The 17537-nt window shown below is 50.9% G+C and carries 18 protein-coding genes and 3 tRNA genes; 7 read left to right on the forward strand and 14 right to left on the reverse strand.

All coding sequences use genetic code 11. The annotated features are described in order from the left end of the window. Positions 1-87: 87 nt before the first annotated feature. Positions 88-744, forward strand: coding sequence for a YtjB family periplasmic protein (locus DES37_RS11375; protein ID WP_036106412.1), 657 nt, complete (start codon positions 88-90; stop codon positions 742-744). A 131-nt stretch (positions 745-875) separates the two neighbouring features. On the opposite strand, the gene deoD is transcribed toward DES37_RS11375, so the two are convergent. The 13 genes from deoD to DES37_RS11440 all read right to left on the reverse strand — a co-directional run bounded on the left by deoD (position 876) and on the right by DES37_RS11440 (position 13337). Beyond that, positions 876-1595: a purine-nucleoside phosphorylase gene (deoD, locus tag DES37_RS11380; RefSeq protein WP_036106415.1), complete on the reverse strand. Its 720-nt coding sequence runs from the start codon at positions 1593-1595 to the stop codon at positions 876-878. A 130-nt stretch (positions 1596-1725) separates the two neighbouring features. Then, complete coding sequence (gene deoB / locus DES37_RS11385; RefSeq protein ID WP_036106418.1) at positions 1726-2949, reverse strand: phosphopentomutase; 1224 nt, start codon at positions 2947-2949, stop codon at positions 1726-1728. Positions 2950-3022: 73 nt separating this feature from the next. After that, a complete protein-coding gene (deoA, locus tag DES37_RS11390) occupies positions 3023-4345 on the reverse strand; it encodes a thymidine phosphorylase (protein WP_110025848.1) in 1323 nt (440 codons plus the stop codon). A 53-nt stretch (positions 4346-4398) separates the two neighbouring features. Continuing rightward, positions 4399-5178 (reverse strand): deoxyribose-phosphate aldolase, encoded by a 780-nt coding sequence (gene deoC, locus DES37_RS11395; protein WP_036106423.1) that lies wholly within the window; start codon positions 5176-5178, stop codon positions 4399-4401. 276 nt (positions 5179-5454) lie between these two features. Continuing rightward, positions 5455-6732, reverse strand: a complete 1278-nt coding sequence (locus tag DES37_RS11400) for a NupC/NupG family nucleoside CNT transporter (protein ID WP_036106429.1) — start codon at positions 6730-6732, stop codon at positions 5455-5457. Positions 6733-6891: 159 nt separating this feature from the next. After that, on the reverse strand, positions 6892-7683 hold the full coding sequence (locus tag DES37_RS11405) for a TatD family hydrolase (protein WP_110025849.1): 792 nt from the start codon (positions 7681-7683) through the stop codon (positions 6892-6894). Then, positions 7680-8747, reverse strand: coding sequence for a patatin-like phospholipase family protein (locus DES37_RS11410; protein WP_110025850.1), 1068 nt, complete (start codon positions 8745-8747; stop codon positions 7680-7682). The genes DES37_RS11405 and DES37_RS11410 overlap by 4 nt, the downstream gene beginning before the upstream one ends. Before the next feature lie 104 nt (positions 8748-8851). Beyond that, positions 8852-9013 (reverse strand): DUF1328 domain-containing protein, encoded by a 162-nt coding sequence (locus DES37_RS11415; RefSeq protein ID WP_072006915.1) that lies wholly within the window; start codon positions 9011-9013, stop codon positions 8852-8854. A 112-nt stretch (positions 9014-9125) separates the two neighbouring features. Next, positions 9126-9743 carry a molecular chaperone OsmY gene (gene osmY, locus DES37_RS11420; protein WP_036106434.1) on the reverse strand — a complete coding sequence of 206 codons (618 nt, stop codon included), beginning with the start codon at positions 9741-9743 and terminating at the stop codon, positions 9126-9128. A 377-nt stretch (positions 9744-10120) separates the two neighbouring features. Beyond that, the gene (prfC, locus tag DES37_RS11425) at positions 10121-11710 is read right to left on the reverse strand and encodes a peptide chain release factor 3 (RefSeq protein WP_110025851.1); all 1590 of its coding nucleotides are present in this window, start codon (positions 11708-11710) and stop codon (positions 10121-10123) included. Positions 11711-11804: 94 nt separating this feature from the next. Next, entirely contained in the window at positions 11805-12482 is a 678-nt protein-coding gene (gene yjjG, locus DES37_RS11430) for a pyrimidine 5'-nucleotidase (RefSeq protein ID WP_036106440.1), read from the reverse strand. A 29-nt stretch (positions 12483-12511) separates the two neighbouring features. Then, positions 12512-12955 (reverse strand): ribosomal protein S18-alanine N-acetyltransferase, encoded by a 444-nt coding sequence (gene rimI / locus DES37_RS11435; RefSeq protein ID WP_110025852.1) that lies wholly within the window; start codon positions 12953-12955, stop codon positions 12512-12514. Beyond that, positions 12924-13337: a DNA polymerase III subunit psi gene (locus DES37_RS11440; RefSeq protein WP_110025853.1), complete on the reverse strand. Its 414-nt coding sequence runs from the start codon at positions 13335-13337 to the stop codon at positions 12924-12926. Before DES37_RS11440 ends, rimI begins: the two co-directional genes overlap by 32 nt. Before the next feature lie 104 nt (positions 13338-13441). Here DES37_RS11440 and rsmC point away from each other — a divergent pair, with 104 nt between their 5' ends. The 4 genes from rsmC (at position 13442) to DES37_RS11460 (ending at position 14920) form a co-directional block, all read left to right on the forward strand. Beyond that, entirely contained in the window at positions 13442-14470 is a 1029-nt protein-coding gene (rsmC, locus tag DES37_RS11445; protein ID WP_110025854.1) for a 16S rRNA (guanine(1207)-N(2))-methyltransferase RsmC, read from the forward strand. Positions 14471-14606: 136 nt separating this feature from the next. Further along, a tRNA-Leu gene (locus DES37_RS11450) sits at positions 14607-14693 on the forward strand. 26 nt (positions 14694-14719) lie between these two features. After that, positions 14720-14806, forward strand: a tRNA-Leu gene (locus tag DES37_RS11455). 27 nt (positions 14807-14833) lie between these two features. Further along, a tRNA-Leu gene (locus tag DES37_RS11460) sits at positions 14834-14920 on the forward strand. A gap of 100 nt (positions 14921-15020) precedes the next feature. On the opposite strand, the gene DES37_RS11465 is transcribed toward DES37_RS11460, so the two are convergent. Continuing rightward, positions 15021-15266 carry a DUF1435 family protein gene (locus DES37_RS11465; RefSeq protein ID WP_072006916.1) on the reverse strand — a complete coding sequence of 82 codons (246 nt, stop codon included), beginning with the start codon at positions 15264-15266 and terminating at the stop codon, positions 15021-15023. Positions 15267-15558: 292 nt separating this feature from the next. Between DES37_RS11465 and DES37_RS11470 the strand changes: the two genes are divergently transcribed. Together DES37_RS11470 and fhuF are read left to right on the forward strand one after the other, a co-directional pair. Beyond that, complete coding sequence (locus tag DES37_RS11470) at positions 15559-16629, forward strand: GGDEF domain-containing protein (protein ID WP_110025951.1); 1071 nt, start codon at positions 15559-15561, stop codon at positions 16627-16629. 85 nt (positions 16630-16714) lie between these two features. Next, complete coding sequence (fhuF, locus tag DES37_RS11475; protein WP_110025855.1) at positions 16715-17500, forward strand: siderophore-iron reductase FhuF; 786 nt, start codon at positions 16715-16717, stop codon at positions 17498-17500. The last annotated feature ends 37 nt before the right edge of the window (positions 17501-17537 follow it).

A 17537-nucleotide genomic window follows, 5' to 3' on the forward strand; every position in this document is an offset into this window, starting at 1 on the left:
TCATGCCGGAATAAAACAACGCATGAGGCTACCCTGTGATGCCTGCTTCTGGCAACATGCAGACAGCAATTTTTCAATAGGTGAGTTATGGCACTGGCTAAACTGAAATTCCGTGTGCATCGTACATTAATTATATTAATTTGCCTGGCCTTACTGGTTGCATTAATGCAAGGCGCGTCGTGGTTCAGCCAGAGCCACCAAAAAACCCGTAATTTGCAATTTGAAGAGCTGGCTAACACCCTGGCAATACAGGTCAGTTACCGCCTGGTCCCCCTGCTCAAAGGGGATGCCCCGGATGAAAAACATATTGCAGTCATTTTGCGTAATTTAACCCAGCAAGGGCGTATTCTCGATGCAGGTGTCTACGATTCGCAAGGAAATTTAATCGTCAAGGCTGGGGAAAATGTCAATGTGCGAGACAGGCTGGCTTTAGATGGAAAAAAGGCAGGCAGTTATTTCAACCAACAAATCGTCCAGCCCGTTGAAGACAAAAACACGCTACTGGGCTATTTGCGTTTAACGCTCGACACCCACTCCCTGCCAACCGACGCACGCCAGGTAGATAACACAACCAATATTTTACGCCTGATGATGCTGTTATGTGTCGCCATTGGCATTATTCTCGCCCGTATCTTATTGCAGGGTAAACGTACACGCTGGCAGCAATCGCCGTTCCTGCTTACTGCCAGTAAGTCGGTAAAAGAAGAAGATAACGATACGCCAGAAGGGAAAGACAAACCTTAAGTGGCGGGCACTATGTGTGCCATGTATCAGGTATTTTCCAGGAACAGAGAAAGTGGCGTGAACAAAGTGGGGAACAGCTAAGAAGTTGTTGTGCCAGACAAACTGGCACAACAAAAAGCAACAGTACGTTATCAGGCTTTATCGCCCAGCAGTACCGATTCCAGGGCAATCTTTATCATGTCATTAAAGGTGGTCTGGCGTTCTTCTGCGGTAGTTTGCTCGTGAGTACGGATATGGTCAGACACCGTACAAATCGCCAGCGCTTTCGCGCCAAACTCCGCGGCAACACCATAAATACCAGCCGCTTCCATTTCCACGCCCAGGATTCCGTATTGCTCCATCACATCAAACATGGAAGGGTCCGGAGAGTAGAACAAGTCAGCTGAAAACAAATTACCAACCCGGGCATCCACACCTAACGCTTTTGCGGCGTCAACCGCATTACGCACCATGTCAAAATCAGCCAGCGCTGCAAAATCATGGTCTTTAAAACGAATGCGGTTTACTTTGGAGTCCGTACTGGCGCCCATACCAATGACGACATCACGCAAATGGACGTCCTGGCGCACAGCACCACATGAGCCGACACGGATAATTTTCTTCACACCAAACTCTGTTATCAGCTCTTTGGTGTAAATAGAGCAGGATGGGATCCCCATACCATGGCCCATTACGGAGATTTTGCGGCCTTTATAAGTGCCAGTAAAACCTAACATACCGCGAACATTATTCACTTCCCGCACATCTTCCAGGAAGGTTTCAGCAATGTGTTTGGCACGCAGCGGGTCACCCGGCATCAAAACGACGTCAGCGAAATCACCCATTTCTGCATTAATATGTGGCGTTGCCATTGTTATATTCCTTAATCAGTAGTCAGCGTTAAGAAGGTCACTTGTCAAAACCAGGCACAGAGCGCAGCAGGCTGCTACTGGCACAACATTCTGACATGGGCGGTTCGTCCCCGCCCACAGCTACCGTCACTCACAACATATTTTTGCCATAGTCCATGGCAGAGGTACCAAAATAGTGGGCCAGTGTCTGCCCGATATCGGCAAAGGTTTCGCGGTGCCCCAAAGAACCAGGTTGCACACGTGGGCCGGCAATTAATACTGGAATGTGCTCGCGAGTATGATCAGTACCAGCCCAGGTTGGGTCGCAACCATGATCGGCTGTCAGGATCAGGAGATCATCCCCTTCCAATAAAGCCAGTAACTCAGGCAAACGGCGGTCGAACAGTTCAAGACCGGCAGCATACCCGGCCACATCACGGCGGTGCCCCCAGGAAGAGTCAAAATCGACAAAGTTGGTAAACACAATGGTGTTATCCCCTGCCGCTTTCATTTCTGCCAGAGTCGCGTCAAATAACGCATCCAGCCCGGTCGCTTTCACCTTTTTAGTGATACCCACATTGGCATAGATATCCGCAATTTTACCCACAGACACCACCTGGCCTTGCTTTTCGTCCACCAGCTTTTTCAACACAGTTGCTGACGGCGGTTCGACAGCCAGGTCATGGCGGTTTCCGGTCCGTTCAAAGGCTCCGGCTTTTTCACCCACAAAAGGACGCGCAATGACACGGCCAATGTTATAGCCCCCGTTGGTCAGCACCTCACGCGCAATTTCGCACAAGTCGTACAGGCGTTGCAGACCGAAGGTTTCTTCATGGCAGGCAATCTGGAAAACGGAGTCAGCAGAGGTGTAGAAAATCGGTTTCCCGGTTTTCATATGCTCTTCACCCAGTTTGTCGAGAATGACGGTGCCCGAAGAGTGGCAGTTACCCAGGTAACCAGGCAGGTCAGCGCGTTGCACCAGTTCATCCAGCAATTTCTGGGGGAAGCTGTTTTCTACGTCGCTGAAATAGCCCCAGTCAAACAACACAGGCACACCGGCTATTTCCCAGTGCCCGGACGGGGTGTCTTTACCAGAAGAGAGTTCATGCGCCCAGCCGTATGCACCAGTAATTACTGCATTACCGTCCATACCAGCCGGAAGGCTCCCGGTGGAACCTTCGTGGGCTTTCGCCAGGCCAAGTTGAGTTAAATTAGGTAAGTTCAGCGGGCCATGACGGCCTTTATCTGCCTCGCCGTTAGCACAGGCCTGAGCAATATGGCCCAGAGTATCTGAGCCTGCATCACCGAATTTATCGGCATCTTCAGTTGCGCCAATGCCGAACGAGTCCAGCACCATAATGAATGCACGTTTCATAATTTCTCCTGCATCGTTGCCAGCGGCTGGCAACCGACGGCGCTAAAAGAAAGTGATCAGATCAGTATGCCAGTTATTGGGTGATAGTGCTATATACCACCGGGGTGTCAGCCACTGGAGCACTGCCGATGGTGATAGCTGTTTTCACCATTTGCGCCGCAGCCAGCCATTCTGCCTCACCGCGCGCATGGATAATTGCCAGAGGGCGCTGGCCATCAATTTCTTCACCCAGGCGCACAACATCAGATAACCCAACGCTGTAATCAATCTCATCGCTGGCCTGGTGGCGGCCACCTCCCAAAGCAACCACCGCCATACCGAGCATACGGGTATCCATTGCGCTCACGTAGCCACTGGTGTCGGCAAACACCGCTTTGCTAAGCATGGCTTCCGGCAGGTAACGGTCATAATGTTCGACGAAATCAGCAGGCCCGTTCTGGGCAGCAACCATGCGGCCAAAACACTCTGCAGCTTTGCCGTTATCCAGCACGTCATTCAGCATTTTCCGGGCGGTTGCTTCATCGGCAGCCAGTTTGCCCGACAACAGCATTTCAACGCTCAACGCCATGGTAACAGCCTCCAGGCGCGGATTACGCTGTTCACCCGTAAGGAAGCGCACAGCTTCACGCACTTCCAGCGCATTCCCCGCCGATGAAGCCAGCACCTGGTTCATATCCGTGAGCAAAGCAGTGGTACGCACACCTGCGCCATTCGCAACGGAGACAATTGCCCGGGCCAGTGCTTCAGACTGTTCATAAGTTGGCATAAATGCGCCACTACCCACTTTGATGTCCATCACCAGCGCATCCAGCCCTTCAGCCAGCTTTTTCGCCAAAATAGATGCGGTTATCAGTGGAATGGAATCGACCGTTGCGGTGATATCCCGGGTGGCATAAAAGCGGCGGTCAGCCGGGGCCAGGGAATTGGTTTGCCCAATAATGGCCACACCAACAGAAGAAATGATGTTGCGAAAATGCGTATCGTCCGGGTAAATATCAAAGCCCGGAATGGATTCCAGTTTATCCAGAGTTCCACCAGTGTGGCCCAGCCCTCGCCCGGAAATCATCGGCACATACCCACCGCAGGCTGCCACCATGGGGCCAAGCATCAGAGAAGTTACATCGCCCACACCACCAGTGGAGTGTTTATCCACAATCGGGCCATGCAAATTGAGCGCTGACCAGTCCAGTACCGTGCCTGAATCCCGCATCGCCATTGTCAGCGACACACGCTCAGACATCGTCATATCATGGAAAAAAATGGTCATCGCCAGGGCTGCGATTTGCCCTTCTGAAACGGTGTTATCGCGGATCCCGTTGACAAAAAAACGGATCTCTTCGTCACTGAGCGGGTGTCCATCACGTTTTTTACGGATAATTTCCTGGGCAAGAAACACTGTCGCCTCCTGAAGGTATCAGGGAGCCAGGGCGGGCCTGCTCCCTGGAAGAATCAATATTGACTGTTGCTCTGGCCGTCACCGTGACCAAGGGCTTTCAATAAACTGGCAAGCAGGCTGGAAGCACCGAAGCGGAAATGGCGGGCATCTGCCCACTTTTCACCAAGAATGTCGTCAGCCATTTGCAAATACAGTTGTGCATCTTCGGCGGTACGCACGCCGCCAGCAGGTTTAAAGCCCACGGTTTCCTGTACGCCCATATCCCGAATGACTTCCATCATCAGGCGTGCACTTTCCGGGGTAGCGTTAACCGGCACTTTCCCGGTAGATGTCTTAATGAAGTCGGCACCGGCATTAATGGCAATGGCAGACGCCTTGCGAATCAGCGCTTCCGTTTTTAACTCACCGGTTTCAATAATGACTTTCAGCAACACATTCGCAGCCTGGCAGGCCGCTTTACAGGCACTAACCAGTGCAAACCCGGTATCTTCATCACCAGCCATTAATGTGCGGTAAGGGAACACAACATCCACTTCATCCGCACCATAAGCAATGGCTGCGCGGGTTTCTGCCAGCGCAATCTCGATGTCATCATTGCCATGGGGGAAATTGGTCACTGTTGCAATCCGCACATCCGGCGTCCCCTGAGCCTTCAGCGCCTTACGGGCTACGGGAATAAAGCGAGGATAAATACAAATGGCCGCTGGTGTCCCCACGGGTGTTTTGGCCTGGCGGCACAACGCAATAACTTTTTCATCCGTGTCGTCTTCATTCAGGGTGGTTAAATCCATTAAGTGCAGTGCACGCAGGCTGCTGCTGGTTAAATCATTCATCATCGTCTCCAACGAAAAGCATGGCACTGGCACCCGGAATCAGAGCTTAAGCTCACCACACTATTTCAGTTTCGCAGTATATGTAATGTTAAAATTCTAACATTCATCACCAGCCATGTTTTGTGCAGAGTTTCGCAAAACAGAGAACACTGGCGATGTTCCTGCAACAATTATATGCGACAGACAAGATAAAATCACGTTTACCTAAAATGAAAAAGGCCGGTTATTCTCCGGCCTTCTTGGCATCACAAAATGTTATAAAAATAACAAAATGCGCTACATGGACAGGAATATCCCGGCAATGGTTGCACTCATCAGGTTAGATAATGTCCCGGCTGCAACCGCCTTTAAGCCCATGCGTGCGACATCATGGCGACGGCCAGGGGCCATACTGCCCAACCCACCAATCAGAATGGCAATGGAAGACAGGTTGGCAAAACCACACAGTGCAAAAGAGATAATCGCTTTGGTGTGGGAAGACAGCACTTGCAGGCCTGCGGCAGCCACAGTTGCGTCATCTTTCAGGTAAGCGCCAAAGTTCAGGTAGGCAACAAACTCATTAATGATCAGTTTCTGCCCAATAAAGGAACCGGCAACCGTCGCTTCATTCCACGGCACACCAATAATCCAGGCCAGTGGAGAAAATACCCAGCCCAGAATCAACTGCATGGAGAGTTCCGGGTGATTGAACCAGCCACCGACACCGGACAAAATGCCGTTGAGCAACGCAATCAGCGCAACAAACGCTAACAGCATAGCCCCAACATTCAGCGCCAGTTGCATACCAGAAGAAGCACCAGAGGCAGCAGCATCAAGCACGTTGCTCGGGCGGTCAGGGTCGTTTTCACCAATTTTCAGATCCGGCGCATCATGGGGAGTTTCTGTTTCCGGCACTATCAGTTTGGCAAACAGCAGGCCACCTGGAGCCGCCATGAAAGAAGCAGCAATCAAATACTCAAGTGGAACACCCATCTGTGCATAACCCGCCAGTACAGAACCGGCAACCGATGCCAGGCCACCACACATTACGGCAAACAACTCTGAACGTGTCATTGTGGCAATATAGGGCCGAACAACCAGTGGCGCTTCAGTCTGCCCAACAAAGATATTCGCTGTGGCAGAAAGTGATTCAGTGCGCGAGGTTTTCAGCACATAACGCAAGCCACCCCCGAGAATACGGATGACCAGTTGCATGATCCCCAGGTAATACAGCACAGCAATCAGTGATGAGAAGAAGACAATAATGGGCAGGACGCGCAATGCAAAAACAAAGCCCTGGTTACCAAACACTTCGAACATTTTGTCGGAAGCCAGGCCACCAAACAGGAATGAAATCCCGTCATTGCCGTAGGCAATCACTTTCGCAACGCCTTCCGACATTGCCAACAGCACCTTACGCCCAACAGGCACATAAAGAACCAGTGCACCAATCAATACCTGAATAACCCAGGCACCAATTACAGTACGAAAATTAATAGCTTTACGGTTACTTGAAAGGAGCACACCGATCAGTAACAACACGATCATGCCCACTAACCCCATGAGGATTTGCATAGATGGATTCCTGCGCCAAAGAGAAATATTCGTTAACAGAATTATTGGTCGAAAACGCTGGCATTATAACGGCAGGAAATCACTAAATTGATATATGAATCACGTTATCCAAGCAACAAATACAAACGTTAATCTTATACAGTGATCTGCATCACATTTTTAAGCTGTTTGCGCAACTAATGGGAAAAGTGCGCAAGTATTTCGCCACACAGCATCGGCTATTTCCTCCGGATTTTCGCTACGCAACTGGCAAAGTATGTCAAAAACCAGCGCAACCCGCTCAGGGCGATTCGCCTGCCCCTGCCAGCCATTAAGAGGCATATCCGGCGCATCCGTTTCGAGTACTAATGCTTCAAGTGGCAACCGGCTAATGGCCTTGCGCGTTTTTGCCGCCCGCGGGTAAGTGATGGTGCCACCCACACCAATGTAATACCCCAGTTCTATAAACCGCATCGCTTGCTCAAAACTACCGGAAAACCCGTGTACTACGCCGGTTTTTGGCAATGAAGCCTGGCGTAATAACATTGCCAGCTTGTCGTGAGTACGCCGGGAATGAAGGATAACCGGCAACTGCCAGCGTTTTGCCAGCGCAAACTGCGCCTGGAGCATAGCAACCTGCTTAGGGAGATCAGGTGATTCCCGGTAAGCATCCAGGCCAGTTTCCCCCACAGCCACCACTTTTCCCGGCTGGCTGGCTAAAGCGTTCTCTAAGGCCTGCAAAGCGGCATCATCATGCTGTTCGATATACATGGGGTGCAGACCCAAAGCGGCATAGACCGCCGGGTAGTCCCGTGCCAGGGCAAGTACCGCGTTAAACTGCCCGGCACCGATTGCCGGAACGATAATTTTCTCCACACCAGCGTTCGCCGCACGAGCCAGGCTTGCATTTTCATCGCCAGTAAACGGAGGAAAATCAAAATGGCAGTGGGTATCGATAAACCGGTACGTCACGCGCTGTCTCCCTGCTCAAGGCAGCCATCACGGCCAAATGAGTCATCATTTGCCTGGTGAGCAGGCACCATATCGTTAGCCGCCTCACCCGGAATAATGATTTTGCCCGTAACAGGCAACTCCGTTGCATGAGGAGGATGTACCGCGCCTAACCATTTCGCGACAGTCGCCAGGAAATAGCGCCCACATAACCGCCCGGTTTTATAGTCGGCACGAAGCGCAGGCAGGCGGCTTCCCAAAGCCATGCTTTTCAGCGCGACAGGCGGGTATATTTCAATAACATTGACCCCTTCAGGTGGCGACTCAATAAACTGCTGCGTTGCGCTGTAACAGGCTTCATGGTGCTGAACCAGGTTAACCAGGGGTTGCAGGCTGCTTTCACCTAACCAGCGTTGCATGCGTTGAAACCACTGCGGTGTGTAATACATTTGCGAGGGAACCGTGCGAATGACAACCACAGTTTTTGCTCCACGACGCACAGCCTCCTGTACCGGAATAGCATCACTGATGCCACCATCCTGATAGCTGATACCATTCAGTGTCACGCCATTGCGGTAAAAACCCGGTATCGCACTGGAGGCACGGATAAGGTCCAGCCAGGTGTCTGTATCAGGGGTAAAATATTCTGGCGTGTAATCATCACTACGGCAGGCACACAGGTAAAAACGTTTACCCTGGTCAAACAACCGGGCCGCCTGGTCCATTGCCAGTGGCATAGTTTTCGCCGTGGAGTCTACCAGCCAGTCGAGGTCAATAAGGTGCCCGCCACGCACAAAGCGCACCGGGTCAAAAAACTCTCTCTGCGTGGTGAAGCGGGTGATAACACGCCAGGCATAACCCCGCTGCCCGCACAGCCAGGAGGACAGGTTCTGCGCACCCGCAGAAGTACCGTAGAAATCATCAAATGGATTAAAACCGGCACGCAGAAACTCATCAAGCACACCGGCAGTAAAAATGCCGCGCTGCCCACCACCTTCACATACCAGCGCCATTCTGCCTGGTTCAAAAGGTGCTAACGAGAGTGGGGAGAGATCCCCGAGTGTCACCGGTATATATTGTCCCATGGGCGGTCTGCCTGATTAGCTATACAAAAGGAATGGTCCAGACAGTAAAAAGCCAGTCGCCCGGACTGGCTCTTACTCACCCATGTTGTACCACACTTTCCGGTCTATGGACGCCGACGGCCGGTAAAAAGACTGACCAGAAAGAGAACAATACCGACAACAAAGACGATTTTCGCAGCACCCGCCGCAGTCCCCGCCAGGCCACCGAAGCCTAACGCCGCCGCAATCACTGCCACAATTAAGAAGATAATTCCCCAACGAAACATAAACGCTCCTTACCCAAAGTGAATAATGATTGCCACCGGCCAGTGCACCAGTAACACCTGGTTGGTTCGCGTCGGGCCTGCCTGTGGCAAGCCCGGGTCCGTCTGATTACTCTTACGCTTTAACTTTTAGTTCATTTTTGACGCTTTTCACGCCATCAATGGCTTTAGCAATGGTTTCTGCCCGCTGTGCCTGTGCACTGTTATTCACTGTACCCGTCAGCAGTACCACACCCTGGGTGGTTTCCACTTTGATTTTGCGCGACGGAACAATGTCATCGGCCAGGAACTTCGCCTTAATCTCGCTGGTCGTTGCGGTATCACCGGCATAGCCTTTCAGGCTCTGCGAATCGCTGTCTTTCACCTGCAACTTGTCACTGACTGATTTCACGCCATCCACATGCTGGGCGACATTCACTGCTGTTTCAGCCAGTTTCTGGCTGGTGACAAACCCACTCAGGGTCACAACGCCTTTATCTGTATCGACGGAGATATCGGTACTTTTGACCGAGTCGTTATCCATTAAAGCCGATTTCACTTTTGCCGTTATGGCACTGTCATCCATGAAATTACCGACTTTAGTGACAGAGCTGTCGATTTTTTGTCCCGCGGAATCCGCCATGGTCTGTGCTTTAGCGGCTGTGGTACTTTCAGCGAACGCTGCACCACTCACCAGAACAGAACCCAACGCAATTGCCAGCAGAGAGTGAGAAACCTTGTTTGTCATCTTCATCGATTCTTTCCTTATGTTTGCTCAGTATTTGAGCCAGTGCTGGTAGTAACCAGCCGTTATTCACCACATCTAAAAAACCCATTAATGGTGAATAAATTCAACAAAAGAACAATTAACCAAGATTTAAAACCACAATAAACATGTTTATTAGCGTTTTAAACCAGGAGTTACTGTCAGGGGTAACTATAGTTCACTGGCAGTAAAAAACGATCGGATAAACGGAAAAAACTGCTGAACAGGGCTGATTTCGGGGGTTTTTAAGAACATTCTGCGCAAAAAGCACAATGACAGAAAGGATATAAAAAAGCCTGGCCCGCGTTAATTGCGCAGGCCAGGCTCTGGCAAAACCGGCACTCACCGGTTGGCAAAATGCCCTGTTAGTGTTCGCGCGTTTTGCGGAATGTCACGTCAGGGTAACGTTCCTGAGTCAGGTTGAGGTTAACCATGGTTGGTGCGATATACGCCAGGTTATCTCCCCCATCCAGAGCCAGCTGTACTTCATTTTTACGTTTAAATTCTTCGAATTTTTTCACGTCAGCGCATTCAACCCAACGTGCAGTGGCAACGTTGACTGACTCATAAATTGCTTCAACGTTGTATTCACTTTTCAGGCGCGCCACAACCACATCAAACTGCAGCACACCAACCGCGCCAACAATCAAATCGTTGTTGATAAGCGGACGGAACACCTGCACCGCACCTTCTTCCGAAAGCTGTACCAGCCCCTTGAGCAACTGTTTTTGTTTCAGCGGGTCACGCAGGCGAATACGGCGAAACAATTCAGGGGCGAAGTTCGGGATCCCGGTAAACTTCATGTTTTCACCCTGAGTGAAGGTATCACCAATCTGGATGGTACCGTGGTTATGCAAACCAAGGATATCGCCAGGATAGGCTTCTTCAACATGAGCACGGTCACCAGCCATGAAAGTCAGGGCGTCAGAAATCACCACATCTTTGCCGGTACGCACCTGGCGCAGCTTCATGCCCTTTTCATACTTACCAGACACAACACGCATAAATGCCACACGGTCGCGGTGTTTCGGGTCCATATTGGCCTGAATTTTGAAAACAAAGCCGGCGAATTTATCTTCTTTCGCTTCCACAACACGCTGGTCAGTCTGGCGAGGCATTGGCGTTGGTGCCCAGGAAACCAGGCCATCAAGCATATGATCAACACCAAAGTTACCCAGCGCGGTACCGAAGAACACAGGCGTAATATCACCGCTCAGGAACAGGTCTTCATCAAACTCATTAGAAGCCCCTTTCACCAGTTCCAGTTCATCGCGTAATTGACCAGCCAGATCTTCACCCACTGCTTTATCCAGCTCAGGGTTATCTAGGCCTTTAACAATGCGAACTTCCTGAATAGTGTGGCCCTGGCCACTCTGATACAGATAGGTTTCGTCTTTATACAGGTGATACACGCCTTTAAACAATTTCCCACAACCAATCGGCCAGGTAATAGGGGCGCAGGAGATCTTCAGTTCGTTTTCGACTTCATCCAGCAACTCCATTGGGTCGCGGATATCACGGTCGAGTTTGTTCATAAACGTCAGGATAGGCGTATCACGCAAGCGTGTGACCTCCATCAGTTTACGGGTACGGTCTTCAACACCTTTTGCCGCATCAATCACCATCAGGCAGCAGTCCACCGCGGTCAGAGTACGGTAAGTATCTTCGGAGAAGTCTTCGTGCCCCGGGGTATCAAGCAGGTTAACCAGGCAATCGTGATACGGGAACTGCATCACCGATGTGGTGATAGAAATCCCACGCTGCTTTTCCATCTCCATCCAGTCAGATTTTGCATGATGGCTGGAGCCACGGCCTTTCACTGTCCCCGCGGTCTGAATAGCCTGTCCGAACAACAGCACTTTTTCAGTAATGGTTGTTTTACCCGCATCCGGGTGAGAAATAATGGCAAAAGTGCGGCGGCGGGCCACCTCTTGCTCGAAAGGAGACAACGTCATAATTCAGTCTTCTGTGTCAGGGCGCGAACCGTGTTCACACCACAAGGATTGGTAAAAATGTGCGCTATTTTACCCAACAGTCCGGGCCAGACAATCATTGTTTACACAGGCGTTGCTCCAGTTCGCTAAGCGTAGCCACCTGCCAGTCTGGTGTAATCCCTTCCGGCAGAGTGCGCTGATGGCTGTTGACCCAGCAAGTTGCCAGACCCGAGTTAATTCCACCAAGAATATCGGACTCTGGTGTATCCCCAACCATTAACACACGTTCCCGGGGCGGATTCCCCATTTTATTCAGTGCATAATCGAAGATTGAAGCATCCGGTTTCGCCACACCCACTTGCTCAGAAATCACCAGCAGATCAAATAAATGCGCTGTACCCGTTCGCGCCAGGCGACGCTCCTGAAGCGCCGTAAAACCATTAGTGATGATGCCCATTTTCACCTTGCCATACAGTGCATTGAGCAGGGAAAGCGCGCCTGGTAGCGGTGTACAAATTTCCGCCATGGCATTTAAAAAGGCATCATTCAGTTCAGCAGGCGGCACGCGCAATTTGTCGGCCCACCCTTGGAAACGTTGGTGCTGTAATTGTAACGCGCTAATCGCACCGTTTTGATAATCCACCCACAACGGCTTATTGACCGCCTGATAATCCTGGAAATCTTCGGATGTAAACGTAACGCTATAATCCAGAAACATTCTTTGTAAGCCGCTGAATGCATCAAATGTAAACAGCGTTTCATCGGCATCAAACAGAATCCAGTCCCACTGCATGGCTTCGCTCCGTTAATTCTCTTCTGTATTCACCCCAGCGGCAGAGCCATAACAATGGCATCCTCACGCCCGGCCGCGCACGGATAGTAATTGCGGCGCACGGTGACTTCGTTAAAACCTAATAGCTCGTATAAGGCGCGGGCACCCAGGTTCGACTCGCGGACTTCCAGCCACAACGTGAGCACATCACTCTGCTCCAGCTCAGCGACCAGGTGCTCAAGCAATTCGCGCCCCAGCCCTTTACGTTGCCAGGCAGGATCAACGGCAATATTGAACAGTGTGGCTTCATCCAGCACAACCTGGGTTATGGCAAAGGCCACCAGTTGCCCGTCGGACCATAAACCAAAATTACGGTAACGCTCGCCCTGGTTGCTGATGAGCGTTTTTTCACTCCATGGGAAAGCATGGCTGCGTTGTTCTATCGCCCAGGCGGCGGCGAGATCAGCCTGCGTCAGGGAAGAGATCGTGTTCATGTTGGCAAATTTGTTTCCACAGCGCCTGGCGCGCCTGGTGGTCCTGATAAAGTTCATCCAGCCCGGGAGAAGACAGATTTACCCCGGGTAACGCCGCAGGGCATGAAGCCCCCAGCCACCAGGTATGGCAGCGGCTGCCAGACGGCAACATGTCGACCCGTTCAGGGGATAACAACATGACCTGCTCTGTTGAGAGTTGCAAACTACGCAGAACATCCTGAATAAAAGGGTTATGTAATTCAGGTAATGGCCGGGCGACTATCAATAATCGCACCGCAGACGGCACTGTGATAGCAACCTCACCTTGCAACACGCCCGGGCGGCGTAGCACCCATTGGGTGATGCCCAGTTGCTGCAATTGCCAGTCTCGTCGGGATGTCATGCGTAGCCTTGTTTCTCGTCAGAAGGGCGCAAATATAGCAAATCCGTCGTATCTGCGCCAACAAACCACTATAATCACGCCTCAGAATATTAAGGAGACAATTAATGTCAGCGTATACCCCTGCCAGTGAAGTGCTGCTGCGCAACAGTGATGATTTTCAGGACAGCCATATTTTATTTGCAGGTGACCTGCAAGACATGTTGCCCGCGCAACTCCCCTGCGCCTCGGCCAGGGTATTTACTCAACAATATCATCACTGGCAACAGCTACATGCACAAATGGGTGAACAGGCAAGTTGGGGCATGTATGCAGAAACTGAACAGGTTGCCGGCTGCGATACGCTGATTTATTACTGGCCGAAAAACAAGCCTGAAGCGCATTACCAGCTAATGAACCTGCTGGCACTGCTCCCCACAGGCAGCCATATTTTTGTCGTGGGTGAAAACCGTAGCGGGATCCGTAGCGCGGAACAAATGATCGAGGCATTTTGCCCATTAACCAAAGTTGACAGTGCACGCCGTTGTGGTCTGTACCATGGTCAACTTGAAAAACAGCCCGCATTTTCTCCTGATACCTGGTGGGGCGAATACCAGGCCGACGGCGTTACGGTCAAAACACTCCCGGGCGTTTTCAGCCGGGACGGGCTGGACTCAGGCAGCCAACTGCTCCTGTCCACCTTCACACCACACACGAAAGGCAAAGTGCTGGATGTCGGTTGTGGTGCAGGTGTACTGGCTGCGTCACTGGCGGCACACTCACCTAAAGTACGCCTGACATTATGTGATGTCAGCGCTGCGGCAATTGAAGCCACTAAAGCCACGCTGCTGGCTAATGAAGTAGAAGGCCAGGTCCTGGCAAGCAATGTATTTAGCGACATCCAGGGCCGGTTTGACATGATAATCTCCAACCCACCGTTTCATGATGGGATCCAGACCAGTCTGGACGCAGCCCAGCAGTTAATCCGCGGCGCGGCGCGTCACCTGAATATTGGTGGGGAATTACGTATCGTTGCCAACGCATTTCTTCCTTACCCCAGGGTGCTGGATGAGACCTTTGGCAGCCATGAAGTCATTGCCCAAACCGGGCGTTTTAAAGTCTACAGCGCCATACTGCGGCGTCCTGGTAAAAAATAACGCAAAGTGTGGGGTGTTGCCGGATGCCGTTTTTTACACCATTCAGAAAAGCGGCATGTAATTAACAGTTGACGAATAGCAGAAAACCACTAGAATGCGCCTCCGTGGTTACAACACTTTAATGTGTTGATGGTATGCGAAGGTGGCGGAATTGGTAGACGCGCTAGCTTCAGGTGTTAGTGTCCTTTCGGACGTGAGGGTTCAAGTCCCTCCCCTCGCACCAATAATCACATATATCGTTCGCACTGCGCGAAGGTGGCGGAATTGGTAGACGCGCTAGCTTCAGGTGTTAGTGTTCTTACGGACGTGAGGGTTCAAGTCCCTCCCCTCGCACCAATGCGAAAACGATATCTCTCTTACTGTGCGAAGGTGGCGGAATTGGTAGACGCGCTAGCTTCAGGTGTTAGTGTCCTTTCGGACGTGAGGGTTCAAGTCCCTCCCCTCGCACCAGTTTCCTGATTTTCCCTGCAGCCCTGTTTCGTTATTCCCTGCCTGCCTTTCCATGCCTGTTTCTTTCTGTATTAAAGCGCTTTACAGCAATAACCCGTGTTCAGGGAAAAACTGGCCAGGTCATCATCGCTTTTAGCAGCAACACAGCACCGCTCCCGAGCGCCATTGCAGAAGAGAGTAAAATAAAATGCCGCAGCCGGGGGTGCCACAACATTGCTGCAGTGCTTAACAATGCCACCGCAGTTAACACTCGCCATAACGAAAATGGCAGGCCAATAAACGCGAGGCCAAGAATCACTCCGCTCCCCAGAATTAACCCCCAGCCCCCTTCAAGACACTTGCGCATCACTTCCTCACCGCAGCCAGAAATTTGATAACAGACATCATATGCTAATAGTTATCATTTTCAATTAAATCTTATATTCCTGGAACCAGGATGCAGTGTTGTCAAAATGACAAATAAGGCTGGGGTGACAGATTATTCTTAAGATGATAAATTGAGCGATTAAACATAACACTCATCCGACCTCATTCTGGCTGAACGCATTCTGTAGATTAAGTTCCTCAGATAAGGTCTGGACATAACGCCAGCAATATCACTGATATTGCAAAATATTTTATTCTTACCACTGATTTTTATGACGACACCATCATGGCAAGGCCTGATGAAAGAAAAGTATCAACTTTCATTACGCCTGTTTTTGCTCCTGAACGCGCTGAGCTCACTTTATTGCATGCTCAACCCGGTAGCCAACAAAGTGCATATTATTGTGCGCACTCCTGTGGCAATGATTTTCATTGGCAGTACGTTTTTACTTATCTCAAATTTAAAAAATAAAAAAATACGCGTACATATAAATATCATCTCACTGATATTTGGTATTTTTTGGGCCTGGAATGCCGTACTGACACAGCATGTCTTACAAACCACAGATCTTTCATGGTTTATGGTGACATTACTGGCTGTCCTGTTTATTGGGGCAATTGCGTTCATCAATAACTTAATCAGTTTCCTGCTGCATTGCCTGCCCACCACACTGACCATCCTGTTTCTTTCCAGGGGAGAATACTGGGTGCCGGTGTTGTTTGCTTTTGCATTACCAACCATCGGGATTGCCATTCACCAGGTAATAAAGCAGCGTAACGACAGGTTTATCCTGAGCCTGCTTAATACACTGGAAGCAGAGAAAGAAACGCTAATCGACCTCAGTATGATAGACCCGCTTACCGGCCTGTATAATCGGCGTGGTTTTGAGAACCGGACAGAAAACGCCTTAGCGGATTCTTCTTCTGTACATACGTTATTGCTGCTGGATATTGATCATTTTAAAGCCTATAACGACCACTACGGGCACATGATGGGCGACCAGGCACTGACGCGTGTTTCCGCCGCCATTCGCGATACAGTCCGCTCCAGAGATATTGTTGGCCGCTATGGCGGCGAAGAATTTATGGTCTTACTGGTCAATACAACGCCACAACAAGCCAGCGAAATGGCCGAGCGCATTCGCCAGCGGGTTTACGATCTCTCTATTCCGCACATGTTTAATGAAAGTGTCGCGACCAATGTGACAATCAGCATCGGCACCGCACAAGTCAAAAACAATGATATGGGAGCAGCCCTGAGCCAGGCAGACCAGGCGCTTTACAGTGCCAAGAACCAGGGGCGCAACAGCATTCTGTCCTATGATACCTGGAGTGCTGCCTGATACCCGGGTAGCAACGCTTGTATGTGTCTGGCATCGCGGTTAGTATTAGTAATTATTATCATTTATATTTACATTGCTTACCGCTATGGCTTATCTTGCGTTTCGCCAACCAGCAGAAGAATGGGGAACGGTTCCCCGTTTTTTCCCCCGTACCCTGTCAGACAAGGTAAAGGCAACATTTACGCGCCATAGCCCATGGTTTAATGACTTTATTTTCCCAGGCGCCCAGGCCCCATCAGACACCCTGACACTTGCGCAATGGTCGCAACCGGCTGAACTTGCCACCTTACTGGAACGCTACGCCAGCCACTGTTACCGCGATACGCCTGAGAAAAAACAACAGAACAAGCCCCTGCTTTCTTTATGGGCTCAGTGGTACACCGGGCTACTGGTCCCCCCGCTGATGCTGGCGCAACTGACTATGTCATGCCCTCTTGACCTCTCACCAGAACGGGTCTGTGTGCGTTTCCATGAAACCGGCCGGGCAGAAAAATTCTGGCTGGATGTTCAGCCCGCTCACCATGATGCCCCCCGGGATGCAATGTCCCGCATGGAGCACCTTATTGAAAGTGGGATTACACCGGTCGTTGCAGCCCTGGAAGCAACCGGTCATATCAACGGCAAGCTTATCTGGAGCAACCTGGGTTACATTGTTAACTGGTTTCTCAATGAAATGAGCAAATTCCACCCTCAGGAAGAGCTCAATGCACTACATCGCCACTGCTTCCTCTCTGCGCAATTACGCACCGGGAGTGCTAACCCCCTGTTCCGCACTATGCTGGAACGGGAAGGCCAGTGGGTGCGCCGCACATGCTGCCAGCGTAACCGCCTGCCAGGTGTGCAACAATGTGGTGACTGCACACTGGCATAAATAACCATGTGGGATGGTTGCGTTTGCCGCTGCCACA

Origin of the sequence: Mangrovibacter plantisponsor, from assembly GCF_003182475.1 — a bacterium.
Classification (GTDB): Bacteria; Pseudomonadota; Gammaproteobacteria; order Enterobacterales; family Enterobacteriaceae; genus Mangrovibacter; species Mangrovibacter plantisponsor.